The organism is Methylobacterium sp. DB0501, assembly GCF_011043735.1.
Taxonomy (GTDB): domain Bacteria; phylum Pseudomonadota; class Alphaproteobacteria; order Rhizobiales; family Beijerinckiaceae; genus Methylobacterium; species Methylobacterium alsaeris.
Window position 1 is genome coordinate 19,596 of record NZ_JAAKGV010000010.1, and the last position, 16,269, is coordinate 35,864.

Below are 16,269 nucleotides of genomic sequence, written 5' to 3' on the forward strand. Positions count from 1 at the left end.
AGCCGCCCCTGGGCGCTTTGGCCTCAGGCGAACAGATCCACGACCTGGAACCCCCTCCCCGCCAGCCGCTCGCTCAGGATCCGCCGATGGCAGCGCTCCGGGTCACGCTCGAAGCAGAGCAGGCAGGTCGGTCCCGCTTCCGCCAGCGCCGCCAGCTCGTCGAGAGCGGCTTGGCCTGCGCCGGTCTCCAGCACCTCCTCGCAGTAGATCCGCCGCATCAGTCCGGCATCGTGGGCGCGGGCCGCCTCGCGGCCGGCCTTCGGCGTGCCGAGGCTGCGCAGATGCGTGTAGCCGATGCCGGCCTCGATCAGGCCGGCGGCGAGCGCGCTCTTCGAGAAGCCGCGCTTGCGCGAGGCCGCCACCGCCCTCACATCGGCGAGCCTCGCCACGCCGGCATCGCGCAGGGCGGCGGTGAAGCGCTCGGTATCGGCGCCTTCGTACCCGATGGTAAACAGAACCTTGGCCATGCGCCATCCCGACAAATCTCAAGCCTGGCCGAGGCTTATGCCTGATGGCCGAGGTCCGGGCGAGGCTCGGAGAGGCTCTATGTGGCTTTCACGCCACGCGTTTCGGAATTCCATTCAGATCCCGTCAAGCTTCCATTAACCGGCCCCACCGCATCGAATAGCCATAGTGTTCCGCGTCAAGTCAGGTCGCGCCCCGATGCCGATGGAGTCGATGATCCCCTCCGCCCCGTGGTCCTCCATCGCGTCGCATGGCCTTCGCTGGGGCAAGCGCGTGCTGGCGGCGGCGAGCCTCGCCGCGCTCGCGGCCTGCGCCGGCGCCGATTTCTATCCGACCAAGGGCGACGTGAAGCCCCATCCGGGCGTCGCCCGGGCCAAGAACCACCCGATCCAGGGCATCGACGTCTCGAAGTGGCAGGGTCCGATCGACTGGACCTCGGTCAAGGGCGCCGGCACCCAGTTCGCCTACATCAAGGCGACCGAGGGCGGCGACCACGTCGACGAGCGCTTCCGCGAGAACTGGGACGGCGCCGGCCGGGCCGGGGTGCCGAGGGGCGCCTACCACTTCGTGTTCTGGTGCCGCTCGGCCAAGGACCAGATGGACTGGTTCAAGCGCAACGTCCCCAACGACCCGACCGCCCTCCCCCCGGTCCTCGACGTCGAGTGGAACGGCCATTCGCAGCTCTGCCCGAAGAAGCTGCCGAAGGCCCAGGCCCTCGCCATGACCGAGTACATGCTGCGGGAGATGGAGATCTATACCGGCAAGCGGCCGATCATCTATACCGACATCACCTTCCATAAGGACGTGCTGGAAGGCGAGCTGCCGGATTACCCGCATTGGGTCCGCTCCACCGCCGCCGAGCCCGAGCAGCGCTACGCCAACCGCGACTGGATGCTGTGGCAGTTCACCTCGACCGGGCGGGTGCCGGGCGTGCGCGGCGACGTCGACCGCAACGCCTTCTACGGCACCAAGGCCGAATGGGCTTCGTTCCTGGCGACCGACTGCGACCCGCGGCATCACCGCCGGCTCTCTGAGGCCGGATTGTGCACGGACAAGTGACGCAGGATTGAAGAAGACGAAGAAGCCCGGCCCGCGACAAGCGGCCGGGCTTCTGTTCTATGTTCCGAAAACTCTGGCAAGCAGACCGACATCCTCGTGTCGTCCCGGGGCGGGGCTTGCCGAGAACCCGGGATCCATAACCGCCGGCAGTGCAGGATCTGGCGGTACACGCTCCGCATGATCCCGGATCGCCAGCGTTCATGGATCCCGGGTTCCGCTTTCGCGGCCCCGGGACGACGCAGAGTGTGGAAGGGGCCGCGGTCTGTTCGACGAACAATCGTCCAACATGCCCCTCCCCCCTTAGCCGTTGCGGAACGTGTAGCTGTAGCCGTTCAGCGCCGGCGCGCCGCCGAGATGGGCGTAGAGGACCTTCGAGCCCTTCGGGAAGAAGCCCTTCTGCACGAGGTCGATCATCCCCTGCATCGACTTGCCCTCGTAGACCGGGTCGGTGATCATCGCCTCGAGCCGGGCCGCGAGGCGGATCGCCTCCACCGTCTCCTTCGAGGGCACGCCGTAGACCGGGTAGGCGTAGTCTTCCTTCAGCACCACGTCGTCGGCGACGATCTCGCCGGCCCCCACCAGGGCGGCGGTGTTCCGCGCGATCTCGAGCACCTGCGCCTTGGTCTGGGCCGGGGTGCAGGAGGCGTCGATGCCGATGACGTTGCGGGCCCGGCCGTCGGGCTTGAAGCCGACCAGCATGCCGGCATGGGTCGAGCCGGTGACGGTGCAGACCACGATGTAGTCGAAGTGGAGGCCCATCTCGGCCTCCTGGCGACGCACCTCCTCGGCGAAGCCGACATAGCCGAGACCGCCGAACTTGTGCACCGAGGCGCCGGCCGGGATCGCATAGGGCTTGCCGCCCTTGGCCTTCACGTCCTCGATCGCCTGCTTCCAGCTGTCGCGGATGCCGATGTCGAAGCCCTCGTCCACCAGCTGCGATTCGGCGCCCATGATCCGCGTCAGCATGATGTTGCCGACCCGGTCGTAGACCGCATCCTCGTGCGGCACCCAGGCTTCCTGGATCACCCGGCACTTCATGCCGATCTTGGCCGCCACCGCCGCCACCATGCGGGTATGGTTCGACTGCACGCCGCCGATCGACACCAGGGTGTCGGCCCCCGAGGCGATCGCGTCCGGCACGATGTATTCGAGCTTGCGCAGCTTGTTGCCGCCATAGGCGAGGCCCGAATTGCAGTCGTCGCGCTTGGCGTAGATCTGCACGTCGCCGCCGAGATGCGCGGTCAGCCGCGGCAGGTGCTCGATCGGGGTCGGGCCGAAGGTCAGGGGGTAGCGCTCGAACTGCGACAGCATCGAAGGAATCATCGCCGGAATCCCGCGTGAAAGACCGTTCCAGGCTAGCAAGCTCGCGACGAAAGGTGCTCTCGAATTTGTGCGATGTTTGATGCGAGAGGGCGCCGTCATCACGGCATGGTGCTAAGATCCGTCACAAGCGACCACCATCGTGGAAGGATCTTTCATGCCCGCCGGGCTCGACCGCATCGACCTGAAAATTCTCCGGCTCCTGCAAGGGGATGGCCGGATCGGCAATGCGGAGCTGGCCAAGCGCGTCAATACCAGCCCGGCGACCTGCCACCGCCGCACCCAGCGGCTGTTCGACGAAGGGTATCTCCGCGGCGTGCGCGGCGTGGTGGCGCCGGACAAGGTCGGGCGCGGCTCGCTGGTCCTGGTCGGCGTGGTGCTCGACCGCTCGACGCCGGAGAGCTTCTCCGCCTTCGAGGCGGCGGCGCTCGCCATGCCGATGCTGCTCGACTGCCACCTCGTCGCCGGCGACTTCGACTACATTCTCAAGATCCGCGTCTCGGACATGGCCGACTTCAACCGCATGCACAGCGAGATCCTGATCGCCCTGCCGGGGGTGCGCCAGACCCGGACCTTCTTCGTCATGAAGGAGGTGATCGACAACGCACCGCTCAGCTTGTGAGATCGCGGCGGTTGCCGGTGTACGCAGTTTGTTCTAGTCATCCTTCGAGACTTTCCGGAGCCCAGGCCCGGGAGCCCGGTCTGGTTATCCGTACGATTGGCCCCATCTGGTCCTCCATACGGTCGACAGGGTTCTCGGCATCGCGGGCTCCCGGCCGGTCACCGGTCCCACCAAGCCTGGCGGCGCCTTTTTCGGCGGCGGCCCGGAGCCTTCCTGCATGGCCTCTCTCGACAAGCTCTTCGACGGTTCCGCGGAGGGCCGCGTGATCGCGGTGCGGGGTGCCCGCGAGCACAACCTGAAGAACGTCGACCTGACGATTCCGCGCGACAAGCTGGTGGTGTTCACCGGCCTGTCCGGCTCCGGCAAGTCGTCGCTCGCCTTCGACACCATCTATGCCGAGGGGCAGCGCCGCTACGTCGAATCGCTCTCGGCCTATGCGCGCCAGTTCCTCGAGATGATGTCGAAGCCCGACGTCGACCAGATCGACGGGCTGTCGCCGGCGATCTCGATCGAGCAGAAGACCACCTCGAAGAACCCGCGCTCGACGGTCGGCACCGTCACGGAGATCTACGACTACATGCGCCTGCTCTGGGCGCGGGTCGGGATTCCGTATTCCCCGGCCACCGGCCTGCCGATCGAGAGCCAGACCGTCAGCCAGATGGTCGACCGGGTGCTGGCGCTCCCCGAGAAGACCCGGCTCTACCTGCTCGCCCCCGTGGTGCGCGGCCGCAAGGGCGAGTACCGCAAGGAGATCGCCGAGTTCCAGAAGAAGGGCTTTCAGCGCCTGCGCATCGACGGCGAGTACTACGCCATCGACGACGCGCCGAAGCTCGACAAGAAGCTGAAGCACGACATTGACGTGGTGGTGGACCGGATCGTGGTGCGGGCCGACATGGCCTCTAGGCTGGCCGATTCGTTCGAGACCGCCCTGGAGCTCGCCGACGGCATCGCGGTGGTGACCTTCGCCGATATCCCCGAAGAGGGCGAGGCGCCGGAGCCGATCACCTTCTCGTCGCGCTTCGCCTGCCCGGTCTCCGGCTTCACGATTCCCGAGATCGAGCCCCGGCTGTTCTCGTTCAACAACCCGTTCGGGGCCTGCCCGACCTGCGGCGGCATCGGCCACGAGATGCGGATCGACCCGACGCTGGTCATCGCCGACGAGGCCTTGAGCCTGTCGCGCGGCGCCGTCGCGCCGTGGGCGAAATCGACTTCGCCCTATTACGGCCAGACCCTCGAGGCGCTGGCGAAGCACTATCGCTTCCGCACCGACACGCCCTGGGCCAAGCTCACCGCGGCCGCGCGCCAGGTGGTGCTCTACGGCTCGGACGGCGACGAGGTCCGCTTCGCCTACAATGACGGGCTGCGCGCCTATGAGGTCTCCAAGCCGTTCGAGGGCGTGATCCCGAACCTGGAGCGGCGCTACAAGGAGACCGACAGCGACACGGCGCGCGAAGACATCGGCCGCTTCATGGCCGAGACGCCGTGCTCGGCCTGCGGCGGCAAGCGGCTGAAGCCGGAGGCGCTGGCGGTGAAGATCGCCGGCTCCGATATCGGCGACGCCACGGTACTGTCGGTGCGCGACGCCCACCGCTGGTTCGGCGAGCTGCCCGAGCACCTGACGCAGAAGCAGAACGAGATCGCGGCCCGCATCCTGAAGGAGATCCGCGACCGTCTGACCTTCCTGGTCGATGTCGGCCTCGAGTACCTCACGCTCGCCCGCGGCTCGGGCTCGCTGTCGGGCGGCGAGAGCCAGCGCATCCGGCTGGCCTCGCAGATCGGCTCGGGCCTCACCGGGGTTCTGTACGTCCTCGACGAGCCGTCGATCGGCCTGCACCAGCGCGACAACGAGCGCCTGCTCGGCACGCTCAAGCGCCTGCGCGACCTCGGCAACTCGGTCATCGTCGTCGAGCACGACGAGGACGCGATCCTGCAGGCGGATTACGTCGTCGATGTCGGTCCCGGTGCCGGCATCCATGGCGGGCAGATCGTGGCGCAAGGCTCGCCGAAGGAATTGCTGGCCGACCCGAACTCGCTCACCGCGAAGTACCTCACCGGCGCCCTCTCGGTGCGCGTGCCGAAGAGCCGGCGCAAGGCCAAGAAGATCCCGGCCGCCACGAAGGGGGAGACGCCCGAGCCGCAGATGCTCCGCCTCGTCGGCGCCCGTGGCAACAACCTGAAGGACGTGACCGCGGCGATCCCGCTCGGCACCTTCACCTGCATCACCGGGGTGTCGGGCGGCGGCAAGTCGACCCTGGTCGTCGACACGCTCTACAAGGCGGTGGCGCGCAAGCTCAACGGGGCGCTCGAGCATCCGGCTCCCCACGACCGCATCGAGGGGCTGGAGCACCTCGACAAGGTCATCGACATCGACCAGTCGCCGATCGGCCGTACCCCGCGCTCGAACCCCGCCACCTATATCGGCGCCTTCACGCCGATCCGCGACTGGTTCGCCGGTCTGCCCGAGGCCAAGGCCCGCGGCTACCAGCCGGGCCGGTTCTCGTTCAACGTCAAGGGCGGGCGCTGCGAGGCCTGCTCGGGCGACGGCGTCATCAAGATCGAGATGCACTTCCTGCCCGACGTCTACGTTACCTGCGACGTCTGCAAGGGCAAGCGCTACGACCGCGAGACCCTGGAGGTGAAGTACCGCGAGCGCTCGATCGCCGACGTGCTCGACATGACGGTGGAGGAGGCGGCCGAGCTGTTCAAGGCGGTGCCGGCGATCCGCGAGAAGCTCGAGACCCTGGCCCGGGTCGGCCTCGGCTACGTCCGGGTCGGCCAGCAGGCCACCACCCTCTCGGGCGGCGAGGCGCAGCGCGTGAAGCTGTCCAAGGAGCTGTCGAAGCGCGCCACCGGCCGCACCCTCTACATCCTCGACGAGCCGACCACCGGCCTGCACTTCCACGACGTCGCCAAGCTGATGGAGGTGCTGCACGAGCTGGTCGATCAGGGCAACAGCGTCGTGGTGATCGAGCACAACCTCGAGGTCATCAAGACTGCCGACTGGGTGATCGACATGGGGCCGGAGGGCGGCGACGGCGGCGGCACCATCGTGGCGGAAGGGACGCCGGAGGACATCGCCGCCTCCGGGGCGAGCCATACCGGCAGGTTCCTGCGCGAGGTCCTGGCCCGCCGCCCCGCGGCCAAGGTGCCGACCAAGCCAGCCACCCGGCCGGCCCGCCCCGGCAAGAATGCGGCGAGCAAGCAGGCGGCCGAGTAGTTTTCATCGCGAAACGCCGGCCAAAACCCCCGCGAAGCTTGACCGCACGACGGCAAAAGCCGCTTGTGCGGTGCATCAAGCCGGCTTTTATCGGCATTTTTGCGAGCTGTACCACCAAAGTACAAAGCGGCGTCCGCGTGACGAAAATGCGTCATTTGCGCAACGCCCGTGCATGGTCTGCCGTCCGGCTGAGCAAAGCGCTGGCAATCCGGCCGCGTTTGGAAGACCATCCTCCCTGTTCAGACTGTGTCGTCGGGCGGGGGCCAGGCGCGTTCCAGTCCGGTCGCCGCGCACGACGACGGCGCGCCGACCGGGCCGCCGAATGTGCGCAATCCTGCCCTGGGTACGCTAGGGAAGGAAATCTCATGGGCAAGTATTGGCTGGCCGCGGGGGCGGCTGCCCTGTCGCTGTGCGCATCCGCGACAGCGTCGTATGCACAGACCACGACGGTTCCGGGCGAGCAGGTCGGTCTCGCGATCGGCGCGCCGCTGCCGGAAGGCATCTACGCGATCAACACCTTCACCTATCGCAGCCCCGACGGCCCGAATCTCACCTCGACCGACACCGCGGTCAACGTCCCGGTCCTGGTCTGGTCGACCCCGTGGAAGGTGCTAGGCGCCCGCATTGAGGCGGTGGTCGCCCCGCCGACCGTGTTCACCTTCTCCCGCGCCCCCGGCGGCCGCGATACCAGCATCAATGTCGGCACCTTCGTCGGCGGCATCTTCGCCTGGGATCTCGGCAACAATGTCGGCGTCAGCTACCTGGCCGGCGTCTATCTCAACGAGCTGAATGCCGGCCGCGGCGGCGGCTTGCCGATCCTGGCTTCGAACACCTACCGCCAGGGCTTCGGCATCAGCTATACCGGCGACGGCTGGAACATCACCGCCAACCTCACCTACAACTTCTATGACACGCCGGCCCGTTTCGCCGGCCGCAACGGCATCCCGGGCTTCTACGGCAGCCAGTTCCCGACCGACGCCCTCAATCTCGACCTGACCGCGACCAAGAAGTTCGGCAAGTTCGAGATCGGCGCCATCGGCTACGGCACCGCCAACCTGCCGAACCGCAGCCAGCTCGCCTTCGGCGCGCCCTGCAACGGCAACTTCACCTCCTGCGGCACGGTGGTGGGCGGCGGCGGCGGGCGCTTCGCCCTCGGCGGCCTCGTCGGCTACGATTTCGGCAAGTTCTCGGTCCAGGCCTGGGTCGCCCGCGACGTCGCCACCTCGGCCCGCCAGATCTCGCCGGTCACCGGCCTGGCGACCAACCGCGAGGCCTACTCGACCGAGGGCTGGTTCCGCGTCATCGCCCCGCTCTACACCGTCGCGGCGGCACCCGAGCCGGTTCCGGTTCCCCTCGTGCGCAAGTACTGAGCGCACGGCACTTTTCGAGACCTGACCCCTCGCGCCCGGCTCCTCGAGTCGGGCGCTTTTGTTTGCCGGTCGGGTCGGTTTGCAACGATCGCTCGGCCTCGGGCCGCCGCGCCTGTCGGGCCCGCCTCAGCGACCTATAACGGAGCGAGCGGGCGGGGCCGACGACCCCGCCGGACGAGACGAGGCACGGGGCGCGCAGCCCCGGCAGGAGACCATCATGGCGGCGCCCGGCGACTGGAAGATCCCCTCTGCGGTGCAGCCCCGCCCGACCGCCTATTCCTACGACCTCGACCAGACGCTGACCGCGGTGGTCGCCCTGTCGTCGCGGGTGCCCGACGGCGCCTACACCGCCGAGATCCTCGGGACCGAGCGGGCCGGCAACGGCGTCGTCATCGGTGAGGACGGGCTGGTCCTCACCATCGGCTACCTCATCACCGAGGCCGAGAGCGTCTGGCTCACCGCCCATGACGGGCGCACCGTGCAGGGCCATGTCGTCGGCTACGACGCCGCCACCGGCTTCGGGCTGGTCCAGGCGCTCGGCCGCCTCGACCTGCCGCACCTGCCCCTGGGCAGCGCCGACGGCTTGCGGGTCGGCGACCGGCTGGTCATGGCGGGCGCCGGCGGCCGCTCCCGCGCCGTCGCCGCCGAGGTGGTGGCCCGTCAGGAATTCGCCGGCTACTGGGAATACCTCCTCGACGACGCGATCTTCACCGCGCCGTCGCACCCGCATTGGGGCGGCGCGGCCCTGATCGGCCCGGCCGGCGAACTCACCGGCATCGGCTCGCTGCAATTGCAGCAGGGCGGGCGCGACAACCGCCCCATCAACATGGCGGTGCCGATCGACCTTCTGAAGCCGATCCTCCACGACCTGACCACCCTCGGGCGGGTGGCGGGCCCGCCCCGGCCCTGGCTCGGCCTCTACGCCACCGAGATGGACGACCAGGTGGTGGTGATGGGGCTCTCGCCCCGCTCCCCGGCCGAGATCGCCGACCTGCGCGCCGGCGACATCCTGATGGCGGTGGGCGAGACCGAGGTCGGCGACCTCGCCGGCTTCCTGCGCGCCGTCTGGGCGCTGGGACCGGCCGGCGTCACCGTGCCGTTGACCGTGCACCGCGACGGGCGGACCCTGAGCATCCCGGTGGTCTCGGCGGACCGGTCGCGGTTCCTGGTGGCGCCGCGGCTGCACTGAGGGGCGGCCCGCAGGCCTGCGCGGCGGGCATCCCTTCGCTCACGGTCGGCCTCCCACCTTCGCCCGCGGGCTCGCCGCACCGGCAACAAGGTCGTCGCGGCCTCTCCCCTCCGGCGGGAAGAGGGGATTTTCCGCGCTTCGATCGTCCCCGCACAGCCCAGTCTCCGGCTCGGCAAGGTCCAGACCCGTTCGTCGCGCCGATGCCTCCCACGGCCGTCCCGCGCCCCGCACCACGAAGGCCATTCCATCGTGAGGCCTCCCGGGCGCCCGTCGGCCGGCGCCGAACCCGCTTCTCACCGCATTGCACACTGAGTCGCCACCGGCTGCCGCATCCTTGCGCTCACCCCTTCGGCGCACGCCCCGGCCCCCTCCGGCAGCGCTACCGTTCGCGTGTGCAGCATAGTGCCTAAAGGCCCGGAATTCCTGCGATTCATGCGCCAGAGTGCTGCCAAATCGGCGGGCACAGGGGTTTCTTGACGATTCCCTGCGCGCTGCATGTGAATCGTGCATGGCTGGCTTACGCGACCTCGTCTCCCTCAGAGGCAGGCAGTTCCCATATGGTGCGTTGCAACAGAGACAGGCAGCCGGTGCCGAAACGGTTCGCACCGCCTGCCCGTCCAGAGGTCAAATCCGATGTTCGTCTCCCTCCTCCTCAGCAAGATCCGCTCCTACCTCCGCTACCGTGAGACCGTGCACGAGCTGTCGCGTCTGTCCGACCGCGAGCTCGACGATCTTGGCATCAGCCGCTTCGAGATCCAGGGCATCGCCCGCTCGGTCGCGTAAGCGCCAACCAGCGTACCCAGTACCCGCGTACCGAGTATCCAAGTCGATCGAAGGCCGCCCCGGCCGTTAATCGTCTCGCGCGCCCGCCCCTTCCGGCGGGCGTTCGCTCGTCTGCACCACCGCATCGCCACCATGGTGTTGCATCGGCGGTGCCCGATCCGATATGCCGCGTCATGTCCGGATCAGACCCCATTCACGTCGTCGGCGGCGGCCTCGCCGGTTCCGAAGCGGCCTGGCAGATCGCCGAGGCCGGCCTGCCCGTGGTGCTGCACGAGATGCGGCCCCTGCGCGGGACCGAGGCGCACCAGACGCAGGACCTCGCCGAACTCGTCTGCTCGAACTCGTTCCGCTCCGACGATGCGGAGCAGAACGCCGTCGGGCTGCTGCACCAGGAGATGCGCCGCCTCGGCTCGCTCATCATGCGCTGCGGCGACGGCAACCAGGTGCCGGCCGGCGGCGCCCTCGCCGTCGACCGCGAAGGGTTCGCCCGAGCGGTCACGGCGGCGCTCGAAGTCCATCCGAACGTCGCCATCGTCCGCGAGGAGATCGACGGCCTGCCGCCGGCCTCCTGGGACAGCGTGATCCTGGCGACCGGCCCGCTCACCGCGCCCGGCCTCGCCGAGGGTATCCGCGGTCTCACCGGCGCCGAATCGCTCGCCTTCTTCGACGCCATCGCGCCGATCGTGCACCGCGACTCGATCGACATGGGCAAGGCGTGGTTCCAGTCCCGCTACGACAAGGTGGGCCCTGGCGGGACGGGCGCGGACTACATCAACTGCCCCCTCGACCGCGAGCAATACGCCGCCTTCATCACGGCACTGGTCGAGGGCGAAAAGACCTCGTTTAAGGAATGGGAGGCCTCGACCCCCTATTTCGACGGCTGCCTGCCGATCGAGGTGATGGCCGAGCGCGGCCCCGAGACCCTGCGCCACGGGCCGATGAAGCCGTTCGGCCTGACCAACCCGCACAACCCGACGGTGAAGGCCTATGCCATCGTCCAGCTGCGCCAGGACAACGCGCTCGGCACGCTCTACAACATGGTCGGGTTCCAGACGAAGCTGCGCCACGCTGAGCAGGTGCGGGTCTTCCGCACCATCCCGGGCCTGGAGAACGCGGAGTTCGCCCGCCTCGGCGGCCTGCACCGCAACACCTATCTCGACAGCCCGCGCCTTCTCGACGCGACCTTGCGCTTGAAGGCCGCGCCGCGCCTGCGCTTCGCCGGCCAGATCACCGGCTGCGAGGGCTACGTCGAGAGCGCCGCGATCGGCCTGATGGCCGGCCGCTTCGCCGCGGCCGAGCGTCAGGGCCGCACGCTCGAACCACTGCCGGTCACGACGGCGCTCGGAGCCCTCATCGGCCATATTACCGGCGGACACGTCTCGGCCGAGGATGCCGGCACGCCACGCTCGTTCCAGCCGATGAACGTCAATTTCGGGCTGTTCCCGCCCCTCGACCGGGCGCCCAAGGCCCCCGACGGCAAGCGCCTGCGCGGCGCCGAGAAGGCACAGGCGAAGAAGCGGGCGATGACCGACCGGGCTCGGGCGGATCTCGGGACGTGGCTCGGCGAGGAGCCGGCGCCGCTGCCGGCGGCGGCGGAGTAGCGTCGGGCGGCTCCGCCAGGGGGCAGGTGCCCCTCATACCCTCCGTGTCGTCCCGGGGTTCGACGAAGTCGCGAACCCGGGATCCATAACCGCCGACGGTGCAGGACGAGGCCAGCGGCGTTCCGCTTCGCCCTTCGAGGCCGGCGTTGACGGATCCCGGTTTCCGCTGCGCGGCACCGGGATGGCGTTGGAGGGTTCTGAAAGGAAGTGGAGAACTACTTGACCGACCGCGCCGCCCGCCACAGCCGCCAGATCCGGCGCCAGTTCGGCACGTCGATCACGCTCGCCAGCGGCTCGTAGCCCGACCGCTCCATCTGCGCGAGATAGGCTTCGACCAGGGCGACCGGCAGGAAGGCGGGGGCGGCCACGCTGGCGATGCTCGCCCGCTCGGCCGCGTAGGCGGCCAGATGACGCCGCACGAGCGCCCGCATGTCGGCGCAGGCGCCGCGCAGCCCCGGACCACCGCGCCCGGCCACGATGTCCTCGCGGGTGACGCCGTGGGCCGCGAGCACGTCCGCCGGCAGGTAGACCTGGCCGCTGCGCGCGTGCCACGGCAGAGCGCGCAGCAGGCCGGTCACCGCGTAGGCGACGCCGGCATGGCCCGCGGCGGCGGCCCCCCCGGGCTCCGAGCCGTTTGCCAGGATCAGGCTGCCGAGGCGGATCAGGCAGGAGGCGGTCTCGCCGCAATAGCCCTCCAGGTCGCGGGTCGAGGGCATCGGGTCGTCGTAGAGATCGAAGACCCGGGCGTCGATCAGGTCGACGAGGGGCTGGCGCGGCAGGCGCGCCCTCACCAGCGTGTCGTCGAGGGCGGCGGCCACGGGATGGGCGCGGACGTCGCCCCGCGCCTCGCCCTGGAGCGCGTCGCGCCACCATTGCAGGCGGAGTTCCCCCGGCATCGGGCTCGACACGGCCTCGCGCACCCGCGCCACCTCCAGGCTGAAGGCGGCGAGCGCGTGGAAATGCGGACGCTTGTCGGCCGGGGCGTAGAGGCTGGCATACCAGCGGTCGGGGTCGCCGGCCCGCACCAGGTCTTCGCAATGCGCGTAGGCCCAGGCCGGGTCCCGCGTCTCGGCCTCGCTCATCGGCTGCTCACGCTCGCTTACGGCACCGCGACCAGGGCGGCGGCGACCTTGCGGTTCTCGGCCATCAGGATGTTGTAGGTGCGCGCCGCCGCGCCGGTCTGCATCACGTCGAGGCCGATGCCGGCGGCCTTGAGGTGATGACGCAAGGCGTCGGGCACGAACACGATGTCGGCCCCGGTGCCCAGCAGCAGCAGGTCGACGGCAGACGCTTCGGCGAGGAGCGGGCTCAAGGTCTCCGGCGTGATGCCGTCCGGGGCGGTCACGTCCCAGGCCCTGACGCCGGACGGCAGCACCAGGATCGAGCCCCGATGCGACATCTCGGCGAAGCGGAAACCGCCGCCGCCATAGGCGTCGATCGGGTACCGGCCCGGGACGAAGCCGTCGTGCAGTCGCCCCGATGGATGCTCCCCCGCCACTACTCGGCCGCCTGCGGCAGGGCCGAGGGGTCGCGTACCTGCGTCCGGGTGCCGCCGGCCTGCAGGCCGATATAGATCAGGAACGGGGTCGAGACGAAGATCGCCGAATAGGTGCAGATCACCACGCCGGCGAGCATCACCACCGAGAAGCCCTTGATCGCCTCGCCGCCGAACAGCACCAGGGCGAGCAGCGACAGGGCGGTCGACATCGCGGTCATCACGGTGCGCGACATGGTCGAGTTGATCGACAGGTTGAGCAGCTGCTCGGTCGGCATGGTCTTGTAGCGCCGCATCAGCTCGCGGGTACGGTCGAACACCACCACGGTCTCGTTCAGCGAGTAGCCGACGATGGTCAGGATCGCCGCGATCGAGGTCATGTTGAACTCGATCCGGGTGATCACGAACAGCCCGACCGTGATGACGATGTCGTGCAGGGTGCCGACGATCGCGCCGAGCGCCAGCTCGCGCTCGAACCGGAACCACAGGTAGAGCAGCACCGCCACGACCGACAGCACGACGCCGATCGTGCCCGACTGGACCAATTCACCGGAGACGCGCGGACCGACGGTCTCGACGCGGTCGAAGGCGTAATCCTTGTCGAAAGCGGCGTGCGCCTTCTGCATCACCAGGGTCTGCCCGGTCTCGCCGCCGGCCTGGAGCGGGAAGCGGACCGAGATCGAGCCCTGGCCGAGTTCCTGCACCTCGGTCTCGCCGAAGCCGAAATCGTTGGCGGTGTGGCGCACCGCGCCGACATCGGAGGTGACGCCGGGCTTCGGCCGCAGCTCGACCAGGGTGCCGCCCTTGAAGTCGATGCCGAAATTCAGCCCGATCTGCAGGAACAGCACCACCGTGGCGACCGAGATGAAGGCCGAGAGCGGGAAGCTGAAGCGCCGCAGGCGCATGAAGTCGAAGTGGGATTCGTCGGGCCAGAGGCGAAGGAGGCGCATCGTCGGTCTCGGAAGGGTGTGTCGGCGCGCCCGCTCGGAGCGCAGCTCCGGGCGGCCGCGAGGGCCGCCCGTCGAAGGCGATCAGATCGGCAGGGTATCAGATCGGCAGGGTCTTGGGCCGCAGGCGCTGGTACCACAGGGCGATCATCATCCGGGTCAGGGTCACGGCGGTGATGACCGTGGTCATGATGCCGAGGATGAAGACGACCGCGAAGCCGCGCACCGGTCCCGAGCCCATGAAGAACAGGATCACCGCGGCGATCGCCATGGTGGAGTTGGAATCCACGATGGTCGCGAAGGCCCGGTCGAAGCCCGCTTGCAGCGCCGAGGGGATCGAGCGCCCGGCCCGTACCTCTTCCCGCACGCGCTCGTAGATCAGCACGTTGGAATCGACCGCGGTACCGATGGTGAGCACGATGCCGGCGATGCCCGGCAGCGTCATCGTGGCCTCCAGCACCGACATCAGGCCGAGGATCAGGCCGACATGGACCAGCAGCGCGATGTTGGCGAAGAGGCCGAACACGCCGTAGGCCGCGAACATCAGCACGACGACGAGGATCGTCGCCACGATGGTGGCGTGCTTGCCGGCCTCGATCGAGTCGCGGCCGAGGCCCGGGCCGACGGTCCGGCGCTCGATCACGGTCAGCTTGGCCGGCAGGGCGCCGGCGCGCAGCAGGATCGACAGGTCGTTGGCCTGCTGCACCGTGAACCGGCCGGAGATCTGGCCCTGGCCGCCGGTGATCGGCTGCAGGATGCGGGGCGCCGACACGACCTCGTTGTCGAGGACGATCGCCATGGCGCGGCCGACATTCTCGCTCGTCGCCTGGCCGAAGCGCTGGGCGCCGCGCAGGTTGAACTTGAAGTTGACGATCGGCTCGTTCGACTTCTGGTCGAAGCCCGGCTGGGCGTCGGTCAGGTCGGCGCCGTCGGCCATCACCCGGCGCTCCACCGGCACCTTCTGGCCGTTGGCGTCCTTCGACGGCAGCATGTCGACGTCGCCGGCCGGGCTGTCGGCGAGCAGGCGGAACTCGAGCTTCGCGGTCTTGCCGAGCTGCTCCTCCAGGCGGGCCGGATCCTGGAGGCCCGGCACCTGGACCAGGATGCGGTCGGCGCCCTGCTGCTGGATCGACGGCTCGGTGGTGCCGCCGAGATCGACGCGGCGGCGCACCACCTCGATGGCCTGCTGCACCGCCCGGCGCACCCGGGCGTTGAAGCCCGCATCGGTGAAGGTGAGCTGGATCAGGCCGTTGGGCTCCTCGCGCACGTCGAGGGTGCGGGCCCCGGTCTGGCCGAGGGTGGCGTCGGTGACGGGCTGCGACAGCGCCTGCAGCTTCGGCAGCGCCTTGGCGCGGGCGGCGGCATCGCCGATCCGCAGCTGCACGCCGCGCGGCAGCAGCTGGATGCCGCCATCGGCCTGCACGCCGGCCTCGCGCAGGGCCTGGCGCACGTCGTCGCGCAACCCTTGCGCCATGGTGCGGGCGAGGTCGTTGCGGTCGACCTCCAGCACGATCTGCGAGCCGCCCTGGAGGTCGAGGCCGAGCACGATGGCACGGGTCGGCACGATCCAGGTCGGGAACCAGGACGGCAGCGAGGCGATGAAGTCCTTGCGCTGCTGGGCCGAGAAGAAGCTCGGCACGGCGAGCGTCAGGCCGATGAGGATCACGGCGAGCGTCGCGACGGCCTTCGTGGTGGAAATACGGAGCATCCGCGGCGTCCCAACCGGTCTCGAATTGTGTGTCAGATAGGGCGGCCCGGATGTGTCGTCCGGGCCTCACCCTGCGTCAAGCTCGGCTCAGGCGGCCTTGACCGGCTCGCCCTTGGCCCGGACCTCGGCGATCATGGTGCGCACGACCTTGACCTGGACGTTGGGGGCGATCTCGACCTCGATTTCCGGGGCCTCGGTCACCTTGGCGACCCGGCCGACGATGCCGCCGGTGGTCACCACCGTGTCGCCGCGGCGCACGTTCTTGACCATGTCCTGATGCTCCTTGGCACGGCGCTGCTGCGGGCGCAGGATCAGGAAGTACATGATCACGAAGATCAGGATGAAGGGGACGACCTGCACGAGGATGTCCGTGCCGCCGGTCGCCCCGGCTCCCTGCGCGAAGGCGGGCGTGATCACTCTCGAGGTCTCCCGAAACAAGACGAAAACGGGCCGGGCGGGTCCCCGCCGGCCTTGCAAAAGCGCGCGGACTATA

14 protein-coding genes are annotated in these 16,269 nt (G+C 69.2%); 7 read left to right on the forward strand and 7 right to left on the reverse strand.

The window, feature by feature from the left end:
* Positions 1-23: 23 nt before the first annotated feature.
* Complete coding sequence (locus tag G4G93_RS15905) at positions 24-467, reverse strand: DUF488 family protein (protein ID WP_165085442.1); 444 nt, start codon at positions 465-467, stop codon at positions 24-26.
* A 211-nt stretch (positions 468-678) separates the two neighbouring features.
* Between G4G93_RS15905 and G4G93_RS15910 the strand changes: the two genes are divergently transcribed.
* Positions 679-1,524, forward strand: coding sequence for a GH25 family lysozyme (locus tag G4G93_RS15910; protein WP_395410682.1), 846 nt, complete (start codon positions 679-681; stop codon positions 1,522-1,524).
* A gap of 300 nt (positions 1,525-1,824) precedes the next feature.
* Here the strand turns inward: G4G93_RS15910 and G4G93_RS15915 are convergent, their stop codons facing one another.
* Positions 1,825-2,835 carry a 1-aminocyclopropane-1-carboxylate deaminase gene (locus tag G4G93_RS15915; protein ID WP_165085713.1) on the reverse strand — a complete coding sequence of 337 codons (1,011 nt, stop codon included), beginning with the start codon at positions 2,833-2,835 and terminating at the stop codon, positions 1,825-1,827.
* Between the two features lie 166 nt (positions 2,836-3,001).
* On the opposite strand from G4G93_RS15915, the gene G4G93_RS15920 reads away from it, so the two are divergent.
* The 6 genes from G4G93_RS15920 (at position 3,002) to trmFO (ending at position 11,626) form a co-directional block, all read left to right on the forward strand.
* A complete protein-coding gene (locus G4G93_RS15920; protein WP_165085445.1) occupies positions 3,002-3,466 on the forward strand; it encodes an Lrp/AsnC family transcriptional regulator in 465 nt (154 codons plus the stop codon).
* Between the two features lie 217 nt (positions 3,467-3,683).
* Positions 3,684-6,683, forward strand: a complete 3,000-nt coding sequence (uvrA, locus tag G4G93_RS15925; RefSeq protein ID WP_246736808.1) for an excinuclease ABC subunit UvrA — start codon at positions 3,684-3,686, stop codon at positions 6,681-6,683.
* Positions 6,684-7,048: 365 nt separating this feature from the next.
* Positions 7,049-8,053: a transporter gene (locus G4G93_RS15930; RefSeq protein WP_165085446.1), complete on the forward strand. Its 1,005-nt coding sequence runs from the start codon at positions 7,049-7,051 to the stop codon at positions 8,051-8,053.
* A 217-nt stretch (positions 8,054-8,270) separates the two neighbouring features.
* Positions 8,271-9,242 carry a S1C family serine protease gene (locus G4G93_RS15935; RefSeq protein ID WP_165085447.1) on the forward strand — a complete coding sequence of 324 codons (972 nt, stop codon included), beginning with the start codon at positions 8,271-8,273 and terminating at the stop codon, positions 9,240-9,242.
* Positions 9,243-9,875: 633 nt separating this feature from the next.
* On the forward strand, positions 9,876-10,025 hold the full coding sequence (locus tag G4G93_RS15940) for a DUF1127 domain-containing protein (RefSeq protein ID WP_082167528.1): 150 nt from the start codon (positions 9,876-9,878) through the stop codon (positions 10,023-10,025).
* Between the two features lie 173 nt (positions 10,026-10,198).
* Positions 10,199-11,626: a methylenetetrahydrofolate--tRNA-(uracil(54)-C(5))-methyltransferase (FADH(2)-oxidizing) TrmFO gene (gene trmFO, locus G4G93_RS15945; protein WP_165085449.1), complete on the forward strand. Its 1,428-nt coding sequence runs from the start codon at positions 10,199-10,201 to the stop codon at positions 11,624-11,626.
* 215 nt (positions 11,627-11,841) lie between these two features.
* Here the strand turns inward: trmFO and G4G93_RS15950 are convergent, their stop codons facing one another.
* The 5 genes from G4G93_RS15950 to yajC all read right to left on the reverse strand — a co-directional run bounded on the left by G4G93_RS15950 (position 11,842) and on the right by yajC (position 16,193).
* Positions 11,842-12,708 (reverse strand): phytoene/squalene synthase family protein, encoded by an 867-nt coding sequence (locus G4G93_RS15950; protein WP_165085450.1) that lies wholly within the window; start codon positions 12,706-12,708, stop codon positions 11,842-11,844.
* Positions 12,709-12,725: 17 nt separating this feature from the next.
* Positions 12,726-13,124, reverse strand: coding sequence for an MTH938/NDUFAF3 family protein (locus G4G93_RS15955; RefSeq protein WP_165085452.1), 399 nt, complete (start codon positions 13,122-13,124; stop codon positions 12,726-12,728).
* Complete coding sequence (gene secF / locus G4G93_RS15960) at positions 13,124-14,071, reverse strand: protein translocase subunit SecF (protein WP_165085454.1); 948 nt, start codon at positions 14,069-14,071, stop codon at positions 13,124-13,126. The genes G4G93_RS15955 and secF overlap by 1 nt, the downstream gene beginning before the upstream one ends.
* Positions 14,072-14,168: 97 nt before the next feature.
* Positions 14,169-15,776 carry a protein translocase subunit SecD gene (gene secD, locus G4G93_RS15965; RefSeq protein WP_165085455.1) on the reverse strand — a complete coding sequence of 536 codons (1,608 nt, stop codon included), beginning with the start codon at positions 15,774-15,776 and terminating at the stop codon, positions 14,169-14,171.
* Between the two features lie 87 nt (positions 15,777-15,863).
* Entirely contained in the window at positions 15,864-16,193 is a 330-nt protein-coding gene (gene yajC / locus G4G93_RS15970; protein ID WP_048454004.1) for a preprotein translocase subunit YajC, read from the reverse strand.
* Positions 16,194-16,269: the final 76 nt, after the last annotated feature.